Annotated in this window: 21 protein-coding genes; 18 read left to right on the plus strand and 3 right to left on the minus strand. The window is 69.5% G+C overall.

Translation table 11 applies throughout. From position 1 onward, the window contains the following. The first annotated feature begins 101 nt into the window (after window positions 1-101). The 12 genes from ACZ53N_RS28765 to ACZ53N_RS28820 all read left to right on the plus strand — a co-directional run bounded on the left by ACZ53N_RS28765 (window position 102) and on the right by ACZ53N_RS28820 (window position 9,564). Window positions 102-491, plus strand: coding sequence for a hypothetical protein (locus ACZ53N_RS28765; RefSeq protein ID WP_469143721.1), 390 nt, complete (start codon window positions 102-104; stop codon window positions 489-491). Continuing rightward, window positions 488-2,290, plus strand: coding sequence for a DNA cytosine methyltransferase (locus tag ACZ53N_RS28770; protein WP_469143722.1), 1,803 nt, complete (start codon window positions 488-490; stop codon window positions 2,288-2,290). The genes ACZ53N_RS28765 and ACZ53N_RS28770 overlap by 4 nt, the downstream gene beginning before the upstream one ends. Beyond that, the gene (locus tag ACZ53N_RS28775) at window positions 2,287-3,078 is read left to right on the plus strand and encodes a PD-(D/E)XK nuclease family protein (RefSeq protein WP_469143723.1); all 792 of its coding nucleotides are present in this window, start codon (window positions 2,287-2,289) and stop codon (window positions 3,076-3,078) included. The genes ACZ53N_RS28770 and ACZ53N_RS28775 overlap by 4 nt, the downstream gene beginning before the upstream one ends. Before the next feature lie 20 nt (window positions 3,079-3,098). After that, complete coding sequence (locus ACZ53N_RS28780; RefSeq protein WP_469143724.1) at window positions 3,099-3,719, plus strand: hypothetical protein; 621 nt, start codon at window positions 3,099-3,101, stop codon at window positions 3,717-3,719. Between the two features lie 38 nt (window positions 3,720-3,757). Next, window positions 3,758-3,967, plus strand: a complete 210-nt coding sequence (locus tag ACZ53N_RS28785; protein WP_469143725.1) for a hypothetical protein — start codon at window positions 3,758-3,760, stop codon at window positions 3,965-3,967. A 102-nt stretch (window positions 3,968-4,069) separates the two neighbouring features. Further along, the gene (locus tag ACZ53N_RS28790) at window positions 4,070-6,682 is read left to right on the plus strand and encodes a phage/plasmid primase, P4 family (protein ID WP_469143726.1); all 2,613 of its coding nucleotides are present in this window, start codon (window positions 4,070-4,072) and stop codon (window positions 6,680-6,682) included. 301 nt (window positions 6,683-6,983) lie between these two features. Beyond that, window positions 6,984-7,334 carry a hypothetical protein gene (locus ACZ53N_RS28795; protein ID WP_469143727.1) on the plus strand — a complete coding sequence of 117 codons (351 nt, stop codon included), beginning with the start codon at window positions 6,984-6,986 and terminating at the stop codon, window positions 7,332-7,334. 12 nt (window positions 7,335-7,346) lie between these two features. Then, entirely contained in the window at window positions 7,347-8,018 is a 672-nt protein-coding gene (locus tag ACZ53N_RS28800; RefSeq protein WP_469143728.1) for a helix-turn-helix transcriptional regulator, read from the plus strand. Continuing rightward, a complete protein-coding gene (locus ACZ53N_RS28805; RefSeq protein ID WP_469143729.1) occupies window positions 8,018-8,314 on the plus strand; it encodes a hypothetical protein in 297 nt (98 codons plus the stop codon). Before ACZ53N_RS28800 ends, ACZ53N_RS28805 begins: the two co-directional genes overlap by 1 nt. Next, window positions 8,314-8,685, plus strand: coding sequence for a hypothetical protein (locus tag ACZ53N_RS28810; protein WP_469143799.1), 372 nt, complete (start codon window positions 8,314-8,316; stop codon window positions 8,683-8,685). Before ACZ53N_RS28805 ends, ACZ53N_RS28810 begins: the two co-directional genes overlap by 1 nt. Next, on the plus strand, window positions 8,682-8,921 hold the full coding sequence (locus ACZ53N_RS28815) for a hypothetical protein (RefSeq protein ID WP_469143730.1): 240 nt from the start codon (window positions 8,682-8,684) through the stop codon (window positions 8,919-8,921). The genes ACZ53N_RS28810 and ACZ53N_RS28815 overlap by 4 nt, the downstream gene beginning before the upstream one ends. Window positions 8,922-8,952: 31 nt before the next feature. Further along, on the plus strand, window positions 8,953-9,564 hold the full coding sequence (locus ACZ53N_RS28820) for a hypothetical protein (RefSeq protein ID WP_469143731.1): 612 nt from the start codon (window positions 8,953-8,955) through the stop codon (window positions 9,562-9,564). A gap of 14 nt (window positions 9,565-9,578) precedes the next feature. On the opposite strand, the gene ACZ53N_RS28825 is transcribed toward ACZ53N_RS28820, so the two are convergent. The 3 genes from ACZ53N_RS28825 to ACZ53N_RS28835 form a co-directional block, all read right to left on the minus strand. After that, window positions 9,579-9,767 carry a hypothetical protein gene (locus ACZ53N_RS28825; RefSeq protein ID WP_469143732.1) on the minus strand — a complete coding sequence of 63 codons (189 nt, stop codon included), beginning with the start codon at window positions 9,765-9,767 and terminating at the stop codon, window positions 9,579-9,581. Between the two features lie 87 nt (window positions 9,768-9,854). Further along, window positions 9,855-10,646 carry a phosphotransferase family protein gene (locus ACZ53N_RS28830; RefSeq protein ID WP_469143733.1) on the minus strand — a complete coding sequence of 264 codons (792 nt, stop codon included), beginning with the start codon at window positions 10,644-10,646 and terminating at the stop codon, window positions 9,855-9,857. A gap of 234 nt (window positions 10,647-10,880) precedes the next feature. Then, on the minus strand, window positions 10,881-11,156 hold the full coding sequence (locus tag ACZ53N_RS28835; RefSeq protein WP_469143734.1) for a hypothetical protein: 276 nt from the start codon (window positions 11,154-11,156) through the stop codon (window positions 10,881-10,883). A gap of 418 nt (window positions 11,157-11,574) precedes the next feature. Between ACZ53N_RS28835 and ACZ53N_RS28840 the strand changes: the two genes are divergently transcribed. The 6 genes from ACZ53N_RS28840 (at window position 11,575) to ACZ53N_RS28865 (ending at window position 14,470) form a co-directional block, all read left to right on the plus strand. Next, window positions 11,575-12,324: a GntR family transcriptional regulator gene (locus ACZ53N_RS28840; RefSeq protein WP_469143735.1), complete on the plus strand. Its 750-nt coding sequence runs from the start codon at window positions 11,575-11,577 to the stop codon at window positions 12,322-12,324. A gap of 185 nt (window positions 12,325-12,509) precedes the next feature. Continuing rightward, a complete protein-coding gene (locus ACZ53N_RS28845) occupies window positions 12,510-12,746 on the plus strand; it encodes a helix-turn-helix domain-containing protein (protein ID WP_469143736.1) in 237 nt (78 codons plus the stop codon). 163 nt (window positions 12,747-12,909) lie between these two features. Further along, complete coding sequence (locus ACZ53N_RS28850) at window positions 12,910-13,137, plus strand: hypothetical protein (RefSeq protein ID WP_469143737.1); 228 nt, start codon at window positions 12,910-12,912, stop codon at window positions 13,135-13,137. A 187-nt stretch (window positions 13,138-13,324) separates the two neighbouring features. Further along, the gene (locus tag ACZ53N_RS28855; protein WP_469143738.1) at window positions 13,325-13,621 is read left to right on the plus strand and encodes a hypothetical protein; all 297 of its coding nucleotides are present in this window, start codon (window positions 13,325-13,327) and stop codon (window positions 13,619-13,621) included. 246 nt (window positions 13,622-13,867) lie between these two features. Next, window positions 13,868-14,212, plus strand: coding sequence for a hypothetical protein (locus ACZ53N_RS28860; RefSeq protein ID WP_469143739.1), 345 nt, complete (start codon window positions 13,868-13,870; stop codon window positions 14,210-14,212). 33 nt (window positions 14,213-14,245) lie between these two features. Beyond that, entirely contained in the window at window positions 14,246-14,470 is a 225-nt protein-coding gene (locus tag ACZ53N_RS28865; protein ID WP_469143740.1) for a hypothetical protein, read from the plus strand. The last annotated feature ends 15 nt before the right edge of the window (window positions 14,471-14,485 follow it).

The following is a 14,485-nucleotide window of genomic DNA, read 5'->3' on the forward strand; positions in this document are numbered from 1 at the left end:
CCATCCCTACGGCGCACCAATGACAGCCATACCCAGAGCCCCCGGGCCCTCCGATCTTACGAATGACCAGAGCAACCACCCTTGAAAGGTAGGACCAGCCAGTGAGCACGTCCAAGAAGAAGGGCACCGCGGCGGAGACCGCCGTCGTCGGCTACCTCCGCGCCGCCGGGTTCCCCTCCACCGAGCGCCGCGCCCAGACCGGCACCCACGACCGCGGCGACATCACCGGCATCCCCGGCACCGTCATCGAGGTCAAGAACTGTGCCCACACCCAACTGGCCGCCTGGGTCGACGAAGCCGAAACCGAAGGCCGCAACGACCACGCCCACGTCTCGGTGGTCTGGCACAAGAGGAGGGGTCGCGGCAGCCCCGGTTCCTGGTACGTCACCATGACCGGCGACCAGTTCGCCTGGCTCCTCCGGGCCGCCATGGGCCTGCCCGAAGCCGAAGAGACCCTCGCCGAGCAGTTCGGCGGCGGTGAAGCGGCATGAACTACCGCCACGACAACGACGCACTGTCCGTAATGGACTGGTTCTGTGGCGCGGGCGGCTCCTCCCAGGGCGCCCACGCCGTCCCTGGGCTTCGTGTGACCAGGGCTGCGAATCACTGGCAGCGGGCCATCGACTCGCACGCCGCGAACTTCCCCCAGGTCGACCACTACCGCGGCGACATCCGCGAAGCCCCCGTCGACCGCTGGCCCGTCACCGACATCTTCTGGGCCAGCCCCGAATGCCCCCAGTGGTCCAACGCCCGCGGCAAGAAGCGCGACTTCGACACCAGCCTCCAGCCCGACCTGTTCGGCGAGGCCGCCCCCTCCGAGGAAGTGGAGCGGTCCCGGGCGCTCATGGAGGAAGTGCCCATGTACCTGCGGGGAGTCATCGAGCGCGGCGGCCTGGTCAAGGCGGGTGTCGTCGAAAACGTCGTCGACGTCCGGGCCTGGGACCAGTGGGACCGGTGGATCGGCGAAATCCGCCTGCTCGGCTACTACACCCGCACCATCGCCCTCAACTCGATGCACGCCAACCCCCGGGCCGTTGACGCCGCACCCCAGTCCCGTGACCGCCTCTACGTCGCCTACTGGCACCAGTCCCTCGGGCGCACCCCCGACTGGGACAAGTGGCTTCGCCCCCGGGCCTGGTGCAGCACCTGCCAGGAATGGGTGCAGGCCATCCAGGTCTTCAAGACCATGGGCCGGGACATGGGGCGCTACCGGCAGCAGTACGTCTACCGGTGCCCGCGCGTCACCTGCCGCAACCAGATCGTCGAACCGTCCGTCCTGCCCGCCGCCGTCGCCATCGACTGGAGCATCCCCGGCCAGCGCATCGGCGACAGGGCCAAGCCTCTCGCCGACAAGACGATCGCCCGCATCCAGGCCGGCCTCGACAAGTTCGCCCGACCCATCACCCTCGAAGCCGCGGGCAACACCTTCGAGCGGCGCCCCGGGGTGCGCACCTGGCCCGTGGACGCCCCGCTCACCACCCAGACGACCACGCCCACCAAGGCGGTCGCCTACGAGCCGTTCATGGTCCCCGCCGGAGGAACCTGGCGCAACGACCCCTCCAGCGTCCTCGACCCGATGGCATGCCGCACCACACGGGAGAACGACGGCCTCGCCGTCCCGCCCCTCCTCATTCCCGTCGAAGGCCGCGACGGCAAGGAACCCGCCTCGGCTCACCAGCCGCTGCGCACCCAGACCGCCCGCAACGAAACCGGCCTGGCCTGGCTGCCGTTCATAGCCGAACTCCGGGGAGGCGGCAGCATCGCCCGCTCCGCCGCCGAGGCCCTGGCCACGGTCACCGCCTCCGGGAACCACCACGGCCTGGTGACCCCGGACATCCCGGCGATGGTGATGCGGAACAACGGGTCGAAGGGCGACGGCGGCGAGCACTGCACCAGCGCCGCCGACTCATTCAGGACCCTGACCACGGCCGGCCATCAGTCCCTCGTCACCTGGGAACACCTTCTCGTCCCCTACTACGGGACCGGTACCGCCCGCACCGTGGCCGAACCAGTGGGAGCCCTGTCCACCAAGGACCGGTACGCGCTCGTCAAGGGCAGCCTCGACGTCGAAGACGTGCTGTTCCGCATGCTCGAGCCGCACGAGATCGGCCGCGCGATGAGCTTCGCCGACACCTACATCGTCCTCGGCTCCAAGCGCGAACGCGTCCGCCAGTACGGCAACGCCGTCACCCCGAACGCAGCCGAGGTCATTCTCTGCGCCCTTGTGGAAGCGATCACCGGCGACGAGCTCAGCCGCTACGCCGCACCCGACATGGGGGTGGCGGCGTGATCGCCACCGGTTCCGACTCCGTGGGTCAGGCTCTCGCCACGCGCGTCGGTGAACTCATCATCGACGCCGCCCTCCACTCTCCCCGGTCCCTGCAGACCCGGATCGGGCCGTCCGAGGTCGGTGACCCGTGCGAGCGGAAGCTCACCTACAAGATGTACGACTGGCCGCCCGCGGCGAAGGACAGCGACCCGATCGCCTCCGTGCTGGGCACCGGGTTCCACGGCTGGATGGAAGAGGTCTTCACCGCCCGCAACACAGATGGCCGGTACAAGATCGAAGAGCGGGTGACGGTTCGCCCCGGCTACACCGAGCACTCCACCCTCGAAGGATCCAGCGACCTGTACGACCGGGTCACCGGCACCGTTTTCGACTGGAAGCTCACCGGCACCAGCTCACTGGACACCTACCGGCGCAAAGGCCCCGGCGCCCAGTACCGCACCCAGGCCCACCTGTACGGACTCGGCCAGGAGAACGCGGGCGAGCACCCCCAGCGGGTCGCCATCGTCTTCGTCGCCCGCTACCACGAACTGCGCATCCACGTCTGGACCGAGCCGTATGACCGGCAGGTCGCCCTGGACGCCCTCGAACGGCTCGACCGCATACGCCAGCGCCTCTACGACCTCGACCCCGAGGCCCACCCCGAGCGCTGGACCCAGATCCCCACGAGCGAAGACGCCAAGTGCCGCTTCTGCCCGTGGCTCAAGCCCGGCTCCACCGACCTGTCCGTCGGCTGCCCGGGTGTCACGAAGCCGTCCGTCCGGACCGGTTTCGAATCCCTCATCGCATGACAGCCAAGGAGCACACAGTCATGAGCACACCGATCAACGCGGACGACTTCTTGATGGGTGGCGGCGGCGCCCCCTCCGCGAAGTTCCCGACCCCGGGCACCACTGTGACCGGCCGCATTTCGGAGAGGCCTGAGGTCCAGCAGCAGCGCGACTTCGACACCGGTGAGCCGAAGTTCTGGTCGGACGGCAACCCGATGATGCAGCTAGTCGTCACCCTGCAGACCGAACAGCGCGACCCGTCCATCGAGGAGGACGACGGACGGCGCCGCGTGTACGTGAAGGGCCAGCTCAAGCAGGCGGTCGCCGACGCGGTCCGCAAGGCCGGGGGCCGCGGCCTGGAGATCGGGGGGCGCCTCGTCGTCACCTACACCCACGACGGCGAAGCAAAGCGGAAGGGCGCCCCGCCCAAGCAGTACACGGCCGAGTACACGCTGGCCGCCGTCGCTGAACTTCAGACTCCTGGGCCGGCCCCGGCCGGGGTGAACACCACCACCGGGGAGATCACCACCCCCGCCCTGGCACCCGCGGCCGGTGAGCAGCCGGACATGAACAACCCGGCCGTGCGGGCCCTCCTCGCCCAGCTCCAAGGGCAGGGCGCCCCCGCCCAGACCAACCCCGCCACCCAAGCCCCGCCGTTCTGACCAGCGCCCAACACCGAAGCCTGTCGCGAAGGGGCGCCATGACGCCGCAAGAACAAGTCGACTACCTCAAGCACAGCATCACCAACTTCCTCACCGAGTTCCGGGGCAAGACACCCGACGGGTTCAGCCTCGAAGGTCTCTTTGCCGCCCTTTACGACCTCGAAGGCGCACTCCAAGTTCACGACTGCCAGGACCCCGCCGTCGGCTGCTCCTGCACCGGCAGCGTGCGCTTCCCCAGCAGGACGTGACCCTGTCGTCTCGGCCCGCCCGGTATCCACGCCGGCGCCCCGGGTGCAACGCCTGGGGCGGGCACCAACCGCGACGCCGAACCACTGAACGAGGAGCCCCCCTTGAGCAGCGAGCCACCGCACGAGACGCTCACCGCCGCACTCGCCTGGCACGCCGCCGGGGCCAGCGTCGTGCGCGTGGCCACCACCGGCACCAAAAGCCCGCTGGGCGCCTGGGGCCCGTTTCAAACGAAACAGGCCACCGAAGAACAGCTGCGCTCCTGGTTCGGGCTCGGGCACCCCGGCCTCGGCCTCGTCTGCGGGGCCGTCTCCGGCGGCCTGGAAATGCTCGAATTCGAGGGCCGCGCCGTCGACGAAGGCGTCTTGGCGGAGTTCGCCGAGATCGCCGAGGCGTCCGGGCTCGGCGACCTGTGGGCCCGCATCACCGGGGGCTACCTGGAGCGGTCCCCGTCCGGCGGCATCCACCTCCTCTACCGGGTCACCGGTACACCGGTGCCGGGCAACACCAAGCTCGCCCGCCGGCCTGCCCGCCCGGACGAACTCACCGACGACGAACGCAAAGTGCTCCAGAGCAAGCCCGGCAAGATCTTCGTCCGCGACCTCATCGAAACCCGGGGAGAAGGCGGGTTCGTCGTCGTCGCCCCCTCCCACGGCCCGGTCCACGAGACCGGACAGCCCTACGAACTGCTCTCCGGCGGACCCGCAACCCTCGCGGCCATCACCGCTGAGGAGCGCCAGGCCCTGCACACCGTCGCCCGCATGCTCGACACCATGCCGGCCCCGGCCGCCGCGCAGGCCGCGGACGCTCACCTGCGGGCCCCGGCCGCCGCGCAGGCCGCGGACGCTCACCTGCGGGCCCCGGCCCCGGAGGCTGGGGGCGCGCTCCGGCCCGGCGAAGACTTCGAACAGCGCACCGACTGGGCAGAGATCCTCACCCCCCACGGTTGGCGCCTCCTCGGCGCACGAGGCCGCACCCGCTACTGGCAGCGCCCCGGCAAGAGGGGACTCGGCATCTCCGCGACCACCGGGCACGCCGACGACCGCGACCGCCTCTTCGTCTTCTCCTCCAGCACCGAATTCGACACCGAGCGCCCCTACACCAAGTTCGGGGCCCACGCCCTGCTCGAGCACGGCGGCGACCACGCGGCAGCCGCCCGCGAACTGCGCCGCCGCGGCTACGGCAGCGCACCGGAGCGGACGATGCGCGACGACGAGGAAAGCCTTCGCGCCCTGATCGCCGACCCGCCGCCGCGGCCCCAGCTGCGCGTCGTCGGCGGCACCACTCAGCCGCTCACCGACGGCACGGCCGCCCTGCGCCTCGAACAGGCGCCTCGTCCAGACTCCAGCCGCTGGCCGGAGACTTTCACCGACGACGGCAACGCCCTCCTTTTCGTCGAGACCTATGGCGAGGGACTGAGGTACGTCCCACAGCGCGGCGCCTGGCTGATTTGGCAGGGACACCGTTGGGTGTGGGACGAAGGCGGCCTCGTTGTCGAGTTCGCCCGCGACATGATCCGCGACCTCGACCCCGACGAGTACGCCAGCAGCGAGGACATGCTGAAAGCGGCTCGCCGGCACAAGAGCAGCAGCCTTTCCCGGGACAAGCTCAACGCCGCCGTCCACCTGGCCCGCTCCGACCGTCGTGTCGTCGCCTCGGCCAGCCTCCTGGACGCCGCACCGCGGCACCTGAATACCCCGGGCGGCATCGTCGACCTGACCACCGGCAACGTGGCCCCCTCCGACCCGGCAGCCCTACACACCCGCTCCGCCACGGTGGCCCTGGACGCAGAACTGGCAACCCCGCGCTGGGACACGTTCCTGACCGACACCTTCCGCGGCGACACCGAAATGATCGGCTTCCTGCAGCGCCTGGCCGGGTACTCCGCCTCCGCCGACACCGGCATCCATGTCCTGCCCTTCCTCCACGGCGGCGGCCAGAACGGCAAAAGCGTCCTGATGGACGTTGTCCGACAGATCCTCGGCGACTACGCCGCTCCCGCCCCGGCCGGCTTCCTCATGGTCGGCAAGCAGGAGCACTCCGAAGAGATGGCCCGCCTCCAGGGCCTGCGGCTGGTCGTGGCCTCCGAGGTCAACCAGGACGCGAAGTTCGACGAGGCGAAGATGAAGGAGCTGACCGGCGGCGACACCATCACTGCCCGGTACATGCGCCAGTCGTTCTTCTCCTTCGAGCCCACCCATCACCTGTGGCTGATGGGCAATCACCAGCCACAGGTCAAAGCGGGCGGGGACTCATTCTGGCGCCGCCTGCGCCTGGTGCCCTTCCTCAACAGGGTGGCCGACGACAAGCGCATCGAGAACCTCGCGAAGATACTCGTCGCCGAGGAAGGCCCCGGGATCCTCGCCTGGATGGTCCGCGGCGCCGTGGACGTCTTCAGTGGCGGTCTGCGCGCCCCGGCCGCGGTTATGGCCGCTACGCAGCTGTATGCGGACGAGGAGGACCAGATCGGCCGGTTCCTCGCGGAGCGGTGTCTCAAGGGCGGTGGGGACCACGTGAAGCTGGAGACGAAGCGCCTGAGGGCCGCCTACGAGGCGTGGTGTCACGGCGAGGGCGAGAACCCGCTTGCGGCCTCTCCGTTCGGCAGGGAGCTCAAGCAGCGCGGCCTGACGACGAAGACGAGCAACAGCAAGCGGTTCTACGTAGGGCTGTCGCTGCTGGCCGACGACGATGACGACGACCGTTGGGGGGACCAGTGATCCCCGACAGCTACAGCAGCACAACACAGCTACAGCGGACAGCTACAGCAAAATTCGACGTTTTTGCTGGTCAGAGCTTGATAGCTACAGCAGCACAACAGATCCCCTATATCCCTCTACATGCGCGCAGGCGCGCGCACATGTCTCCGGGTTCATGCCGACTTTGCTGTGCTGCTGTAGCTATGGGGCCGAAAAGGGCCTCTGACCAGGCAGCACATCAGCTACAACGCAACGGCGACAGCTACAGCACATGCTGTGCTGTCACGGAAGCGTCACCTCCAAATCGCGATGAGGTAACGCCATGAGGAGAGAGCCTCCGCCGTGGCTGGACCTGTCCCAGCCCCTCAATGACAAGCCCCGAGCCCAGCAGTGCCCCCGCTGCCACGCACCGGTCCTGCGGGCCCTGGTCGGCAACCCCTGTGGCGTCGATGTCCGCGCCGACCCGCACCCGCTGAACCTTCGCCAGGAGCTGGCCGCCCGGCTGGACGGCCGCTTCACATACTGCCTGCGCCTCCACCCGTTTCTGCCGCCCCGGCTGATCACCCGGGGCCCCGAGCACATCGCCTCCGGCCGGTGCACGCACCTCGTCGTCGCCGACCACCACTGCATCGGTCCCGCACCCACAGCACCCAGCACCGAAAGCCTGTTCTGAGAGGAGAGCCCCATGCCCGCCAGCACTGCCGCCCCCGACTTCGGGACCAAGACCGCCACCGCCCCGCCGTGCCAGCAGAAGCCGCACCTCTTCCACGCCCCCGATGGTGAGAGCGGCGGTGAGCCCGAGACGAAGGAGGAAGAGGCGAAGCGTGTCGCTGCGGCCATCGACCTGTGCCTCGACTGTCCCCTGATGCTCGCCTGCCGCGACTGGGCCCGCAGCACCCGCACCCACGGCGTCGCCGGCGGCGAGAGCGAGGAAGAGCGGGCCGCAGCCGGCTACCTCCCTACCGCCGTGCCGGTGGAGGGGGAACAGAAGCCTCGGTGCGGCACCGATGCCGGGGCCCGCTGGCACCGCCGCCACGGTGAACGCGTCGACGCCGCCTGCTCCGCGGCGGAGACCGCCGCGGGCCAAAAGCGCCGCCAGGCCCGCGCCGCCGCCCTTGCCGCCCAGTGGCCTCCCCGCCTGACACCCACAGAACAGGAAGTCCTGCGGTCTTTTGCCTCCGGGCTCGACCGGGCGGGCATCGCCGCGAAGCACGGGCTCAGCCGCAAGTGCGTCGGCAAGTACCTGTACCTGCTGCGTAAGCGGCTCCGCGTCACACAGGACAGTGCGCTCGTCCCGGCCGCACGCGCCGTCGGCCTGCTGTCCGCCCAGCCCGCCGACTACGCGAAGGCCGCCTGATGGACGACACCTACCGGCGCATGCTCAGCCTGCAGACCGTTGCCGCGGCCGCGATCGAGGACCAGGCCGACATCCGGGTCTGCGGCTACCTCAAGGAACACCCCGACCTCGTCGCACACCGGCTCGACCTCCTGGCCGCCCTGATCGACGAGGTCCGCACGGCGGTCGTCCGGGAAAGCGCGGCCGGCACCTGGCCGCCACTGGCCGCCGACGACCCGGCCGCCGAGCATGCCGAGCGGACCGCCGAGTACGCCGACCACACGTGCAACTGCCTCTACTGCCTGCGGTGCGCCTGATGGACGCCCCGCTGCCGACGCTGGATCAGCTACTTGTGCTCGCCGACCGGGCGGAGCGGTACGGCGGCCTCACGGCGGCCGAGGCGGCCCGGATGCGGGTTGGACTCCGAACGCTGGCCGTTCGCCGCCCAGAGGGCCGCGCAGGGCGCCGGAAGGCCCCGCAACGGGGCGGCGGGGAGGCGGCCGGGCTACGCCGGGCCCTCATCAAGCTCCACCACCCCATGGTCCGGGGCGGGTTCGAAATCTGCCCCGAGTGCTCCGGCTGGGACGAGGTCCGCCAGCGCTGCCGCGGCCTCGTCACCCCGTGGCCCTGCCCGACCGCCGAGGCCGCCTGCCTCGACCACCTCAACCCGAAGGAGTCCGCAGCATGAACCGCCTCGTGAACCTCGCCCGCAGCCTTCGCCGCCTGCTTGCCCGCACGCGCCCCGACCACCCGCCGTGGAAGGCCGTCCGGTCCCAAGGGACTTGGGCGGTCCGCAACGACATGACCCGCGTCACTGTCGGCGTCCGCCCGGACAGCCGCGAGCGGGCCGAGGACGTCGCCCGCCGGTACAACGCCGCCGAGGCCTCCGGGGGGCCTTACGACCTTCTGCCGCCCGCCAACTGAACCGCCCGCGCGACCCGCAAGGAGTCCTGCCGTGTACGACATTGCCGCCCCCGCGTCCTGGCCCTGCGAACTGTGCGACCGCCCTTCCCGGGATCGGGTTCATGACGGGTGCCGGGACCGCCTCGACTGCCACCTGGCTGCGCTGCCCGTGCTGTACCGGCAGCTCGCCGAAGTCCTTCTGCCGGGCCGCGCCGGGGGCGACGGCCGGGCCGGCTCCCGCGCCGCCCCCCTCCCCGTCAACCTCGACGCCCTCGATCTGCGGGCCCGCGGCGGCATCGAAGGGATCCTCACGTCGTGGGAACGGGACTGCCGTGATTTGTTGGGCTGGCCCCCACCACCGTTCCGCGGCACCGTCGAGCAGCAAGTCGAGGGGGCTGTGATCTTCCTGCGCGGTAACCTGTGGTGGATCTGCGACGAGCACCCCGCCGTCCGCGAATTCGCGGCCGAGGTCCGGCAGATCACCGGCCGTGCCGGGGTCGTCGTCACCGGCGAGAAGCCCGAGCGGCGGGTGAACGTGGCCTGCCCGTGCGGCCACACCCTCAGCGTCACCATCAGCACCCCCGGCGCCCGGTGCGGTGGCTGCGGCCAGCAGTACGGGCACACCGAAGTCCTGCGACTGATCCCGGTACGCAACGCGGCCTGACAAAGGCCCGCTGATCACTCGGCGGGCATCCGCCTGCCCAACGCCGACACCAGATGCCGGGCCACCTCCGCACCCTCACCGTCTCCGTCACCCACCCGCTGCAGCAGAACCACAACCGCGCGGGCTTCCGCCAGCGACAGCAGCGGCAGCCGGTCAGCGCCGTCGTCGAGCACAGTCCACAGATAACCATCACGATCAGCCACGCACGGACCAACGCGCCGACCAGCCAAGAGACACGAAGAAGAGTCCCCACCCCGGTTGAGGTGGGGACTCGCTTCTGTGCCCGGCGGTCATCCGGCCATGAACTGCCGCGCGCCGAGCAGGGCCTCGAACCGGGCGTTACTCCCGCGGGCGCCCCGCTCCCCGACCCGGGCCGTCCAGTGCCGGCACGCCACCCGGACCAGCGCCTCGACCGCCACAGGGTCCGCATCAGCCCAGGTCGGGAACTGGGCTGCCCACCGAAGGGCCTCCGCAGGGTCCTGGCCCTCCTCCATCAATCGGACGGCCGTGTACGCCACGTCCACCCACGCTGGGCCAGCCGCGGGCATCGCCCAGTCCACCACCCACGCCCGCCCGTCGTCGCTGATGAGGAGGTTGTGCGGGTTCGTATCCGTGTGCAGCAGCGCACCCCCGGCCAGCAGGGTCCGGTCGGTGTCATCGACGTCCGGCCACTGGTCCGTCAACGGCGGCACCCCGGCCGGCGCCCGCACCCCCTGGACCGCCAGCAGCGCCCCGGCGACCAGGGGCAGGTCGGCCGACCCCGGGGACAGGTCGGCGTGCCGCCCATCTACAGCCTCGAAGCCGAGCACGTCCCAGCCGCCAGCAGTGGCCTGCCACAGCAGCCGCGGCGACGGCCCGGCCACCCATGGGTTCAGCGCAACCTCCCACGCCTGAGCCGCCACCCCCCGCTCGTCGCCGACAGGGACGCCCTTCACGAACACCCGGCCCCTGGCGGTCTCCAGGACCCCGGCGAACCGGCAGGTGATCCCATGCGGCACGTCCACTACGGACAACACCGCGCCCGACCGTCCGGCCACCGCGGCCCGCGTCTCCTCAGGCAGCCTTTCCCAGGTCGCACGCATTTGCGCCCTCCCGCACGCAGAGAACGGGGGCCGCGACCGCGACCCCCGCCATCACCCGACGGCAACCTACCCGTCAACTACCTCTGCGTCTCCCCGCACTTCCGGCACCGCGTCGCACCACTCCACTGCTGCCAGTCGTGATCACAGTCGTCGGCCATTCCACTCACCCCCTCCCCAAAGCCAGTCGCGTCACCCCGGCCCCCACCGGGCCGGGAAACCTTGCGTGCGATGCGCTTAGATCTCCGAGATCTTCAGCGGTGCCGGCAGTGGCGCCAAGGGCACGTGCAGCACCTGGCCGAGCAGAGCTCGGGCGATGTTGTCCTCCGTAGACGCCGGTTGCCCGGCGGGCATCGTCAGGACGATGCGACCGCTCTTCCGCACGAACGCGGCACCGAAGAAATTTGCATCAGTGATCGGCGACTCGACCACGTCCACCCCCAGCTCGTCGAGCAGGTCAGGGAGTGGAGTGCCGAGCAGACGCGCCGGAGTGAGGGCAGGCGTTAAGCTCATGTGTGGAGTCCCTTCAGGCAGGTTGGGGTTTCTTGATCAGCGGGTGATGACCGCTGGTACTTACGGCCGGGTGGGTGATGACCACCCGGCCGTACTGCTGCCCGAACGTAGTCGGGTCTGTGGCGGTAAAGCCAGCTATGGCGGGCTCATGAAACGATCGTGTGCGCGCTACCGAACTCTCGTTCGGTGATTGTGCAGTGCGGCGGGGTCGGGACGGCCCAGTCCTTGGTGTGCGGCGAGCTTCGCGGTTTCCTTTCCTGTCCGCGCGTAGCTGAGCGCTCCGACTGTGATGGCAGTCGAGCGGCCCGTACCCTCAGAGTTTGCCCGTCTTCTTCGGAGAAGTGCAAGCGTTTCGCGGAGTTCGCAGGTTAGGCGGGAGGTCGTAGCATCTTCGGAGTACCAGCATTGGAGGCCGGACATGGCGAAAGAGCCGCAAAGGAAGCAGCCGCGCCACGAGGAGATCGCAGATCTCCTCCGCGCCAGGATCGACGACGGCACCCTGGCGCCCGGCGAGAAGCTGCCCAGCGAGAAGAACCTCCTCGAGGAGTTCGGCGTCTCGCTGACCACGCTCCGCGGCGCCCTCGACACTCTGAAGGCGGAGGGCCTCCTCGCTAGCCGCCAGGGCTCTGGGATCACCGTGCGGGAGTTCCGGCCCATCCGCCGTCCAGCTGTGCAACGGCTCTCCGCGGAGGTCTGGCTCACCGGCAAGTCCATCTGGGACGGTGACCAAGAAGACCGCCCTTGGCGCGTCGAAGTGAACGTCGATGAGGGGCCGCCGCCGCCGAAGGTGGCGCGGCTATTTGAGTCGGATGAGCTCATGTGTCGACGCAGCCGGTGCTTCTACATCGACGAACGTCCCGTTCAGTTGTCTACCTCGTACCTTCTGGCCTCGCTGGTCGCCGGCACGCGGATCACCGAGAGCGACACTGGGCCTGGCGGTATGTATGCCCGCCTTGACGAGCTAGGTCGCAAGCCGGTCCGCTTCCGTGAGGAGGTGCGCGCGCGCATGCCACGCCCTTCGGAGAGGGATCAGCTAGCGTTGCTGCCTGGTACCCCCGTTATCGAGATCACCCGCATCGCGGCGGACTCCGAGGGCCGCATCGTCGAGGTGAACGACATGTTGCTCGATGCAGGCAGCTACATCCTGGACTACGCCTTCTCTTCGTAGAAGATTTTTCTCGAAGCCCCTGGCCCCTGTGGCCAGGGGCTTCCTTCGTTTCACAACGTCCGAGGCCGGAGTGGGTAGCGGCGCGAGCTTGAGTTCTTCGGAGAAGTTCGCTTCACTGTGGATGTCAGCGAAGAGCTCTTCTTCGGAGGAATCTTCGACATGAATCTCCATGCCTTGGAGGCGTCGTGACGAACGAATTGAGCGCCACTCCGGAGAGGTTGCTCCGGGCCAAGGAGGTGGCTAGCAGGCTCAACCTGCACGTCTCCTCGATCTACCGACTTGCAGACTCCGGCCGCCTTCGTGCGCACCGTCTTGGCGAGGGGCGCCTTCGAAAGCGTGGCCTTCGCATTCCAGAGTCAGCCGTAGTTGAGTACCTGAACAAGTCGCTGGTCACCACTGAATCCGTCGAGGCGGTCGCCTGATGAACGCCACGACGCCTCGTACCGCCTTCCGACCCGTCGATTCCGAATCGCACCCCGACGAGGCTCTCCGCCGCGTCTTGGGTCGTCCGGCGGTGGTCCTGCCTCGCCTCCCCGACGAGCCGGGTGCCCGTCGCCGCGCGATCGCCTCCCGGGGGTGGTGAGGGTGGCTCCGTCGGATCGCCTCCTCGCTGTCCTGAACGCCTGGTTGTCGACGACGGCCGCGCCGGGTGCTCCGGTGGCCGCGCAGTTGACGGTGGAGACCGCGTCGGGTGCGGCCCTGTTCGCGAAGATCTCCGACGCTCAAGTTGCTCGGCTGGGGCATCTGCTGGCCACGGATGACGCGGTTCTCACCGCCCACAGTGCTTCGGTTGGCGGTCATGGCGGCGGCTGAGCCTGAGCCGCAGCACGGTCGGGGTGAGGCGACGCAGCACTCCCGCCCCGAGCCCGCGCCCGACGAGGCGACCCGCCTCCCGATCCGTGTTCCCGCCGGCTCCCAGTAGGCGCACCTTCCCGCCGCCGCGTTCTGCGCCGGCACCCCTCGCTCTGCCGTTGCTCCACCACCTGACAGGAGTACCGCCATGCCCGAGCCCACCACCCGCACTTTCCCGACGCCTCTGGACGAGATGCTTCGCCGGTCCGAGCTCGTCGACGCCCGCAACGCCGTTTGGCCGTCCGAGGCCGAGCTGGTCGACGCTGAGGCCGCTGTCCGCGCCCAGCTGATCGAGGGCTTCCTCGCCGCGTCTGCCACCTTCGACCAGGTCGCCATCGATGGTGCGCTGGCCGAGGCCCACATCTACGACCTGGTCAATCCCGGCTCGCCGCCGGTCCTCGAGGAACTGGTCGCGATCCGTGAGCACTCCGCAGCGGTCGCGTGATGGCCGGCCTGTTGGCCGACTGGGCGGATGCTCTCGGTGGTTACCGGCGTCTGATCTGTCCGTACCCGGGCTGTCGGGTCTCGGTGCGGTTCCGGCGGCTGCCTGCCGATGAGGTCCAGCGGTTCCGCGGGTGGATGGCTGAGCACGCCCGCACCCACCCGAAGCCCGTGTAGCTCCACACCCGAGGAGATCGTCGTGATTCACCACTTGACCGCCGAAAGTACCCAGTCCGTCCACTGCATCTGCATGGCCGCCGAATTGATCGTGACCGCGTACCGACGAGACATGGATTCCGAGGGGTGCGGCTGGTCGCTGCACGCCGATGGTCTGCCTGTGGAGCTGTCGGCCACCGCCCAGGTGCCTGGTCGTCCTCCGCAGGAGTTCACCGCAGGTTCGGCTCGAACGGCCCTGAACACGATCGCCGCTATCAGGGCTCTGGGCGACGCTCACGAGGCGGTCGTGCGCATGGAGACCCTCGGCGTCGAACGCTGCCCGGAGATGCACCTCGACCTTCGCCTGCACATTCCGGTCGCCTTGCCGGTCCCACCGCCCAACGCCAAGTTGACGGGGCTCGTTCGGTTCCGCCGCTGATCTTCCGAGCTTGCCGCGTAGAAGGAGGAAGTGATGAGTGATCGAGAAGTCGAGATCGGCCTGATGGCTCCGATCATCACGGATCTGGCGGGGCTGTGGGCTGCACGTAGGGACGGGCAGGTTCGTGAGGTGCCGCCCGTCGGGTCCGCGGAGCGTCAGACCCTGATCCGCCAGCACCTCGAAGCAGCTGACCGCTATACGTCCAGTCGGCCGAAGCTCGCCGAGTTTCACCGGGCCCGAGCCGCCGATCTCAGCTGATCTGCCCGACCACTG

It is taken from the genome of Streptomyces sp. NPDC033229 (genome assembly GCF_055576875.1).

Coding starts and splice junctions, on each gene's coding strand:
- ACZ53N_RS28805 (WP_469143729.1), top strand. CDS start 8,018: ATGGACGACACCTACCGGCGCATGCTCAGCCTGCAGACCGTTGCCGCG.
- ACZ53N_RS28815 (WP_469143730.1), top strand. CDS start 8,682: ATGAACCGCCTCGTGAACCTCGCCCGCAGCCTTCGCCGCCTGCTTGCC.
- ACZ53N_RS28860 (WP_469143739.1), top strand. CDS start 13,868: ATGGCCGCCGAATTGATCGTGACCGCGTACCGACGAGACATGGATTCC.
- ACZ53N_RS28840 (WP_469143735.1), top strand. CDS start 11,575: ATGGCGAAAGAGCCGCAAAGGAAGCAGCCGCGCCACGAGGAGATCGCA.
- ACZ53N_RS28770 (WP_469143722.1), top strand. CDS start 488: ATGAACTACCGCCACGACAACGACGCACTGTCCGTAATGGACTGGTTC.
- ACZ53N_RS28780 (WP_469143724.1), top strand. CDS start 3,099: ATGAGCACACCGATCAACGCGGACGACTTCTTGATGGGTGGCGGCGGC.
- ACZ53N_RS28830 (WP_469143733.1), bottom strand. CDS start 10,646: ATGCGTGCGACCTGGGAAAGGCTGCCTGAGGAGACGCGGGCCGCGGTG.
- ACZ53N_RS28835 (WP_469143734.1), bottom strand. CDS start 11,156: ATGAGCTTAACGCCTGCCCTCACTCCGGCGCGTCTGCTCGGCACTCCA.
- ACZ53N_RS28865 (WP_469143740.1), top strand. CDS start 14,246: ATGAGTGATCGAGAAGTCGAGATCGGCCTGATGGCTCCGATCATCACG.
- ACZ53N_RS28810 (WP_469143799.1), top strand. CDS start 8,314: ATGGACGCCCCGCTGCCGACGCTGGATCAGCTACTTGTGCTCGCCGAC.
- ACZ53N_RS28800 (WP_469143728.1), top strand. CDS start 7,347: ATGCCCGCCAGCACTGCCGCCCCCGACTTCGGGACCAAGACCGCCACC.
- ACZ53N_RS28795 (WP_469143727.1), top strand. CDS start 6,984: ATGAGGAGAGAGCCTCCGCCGTGGCTGGACCTGTCCCAGCCCCTCAAT.
- ACZ53N_RS28785 (WP_469143725.1), top strand. CDS start 3,758: ATGACGCCGCAAGAACAAGTCGACTACCTCAAGCACAGCATCACCAAC.
- ACZ53N_RS28855 (WP_469143738.1), top strand. CDS start 13,325: ATGCCCGAGCCCACCACCCGCACTTTCCCGACGCCTCTGGACGAGATG.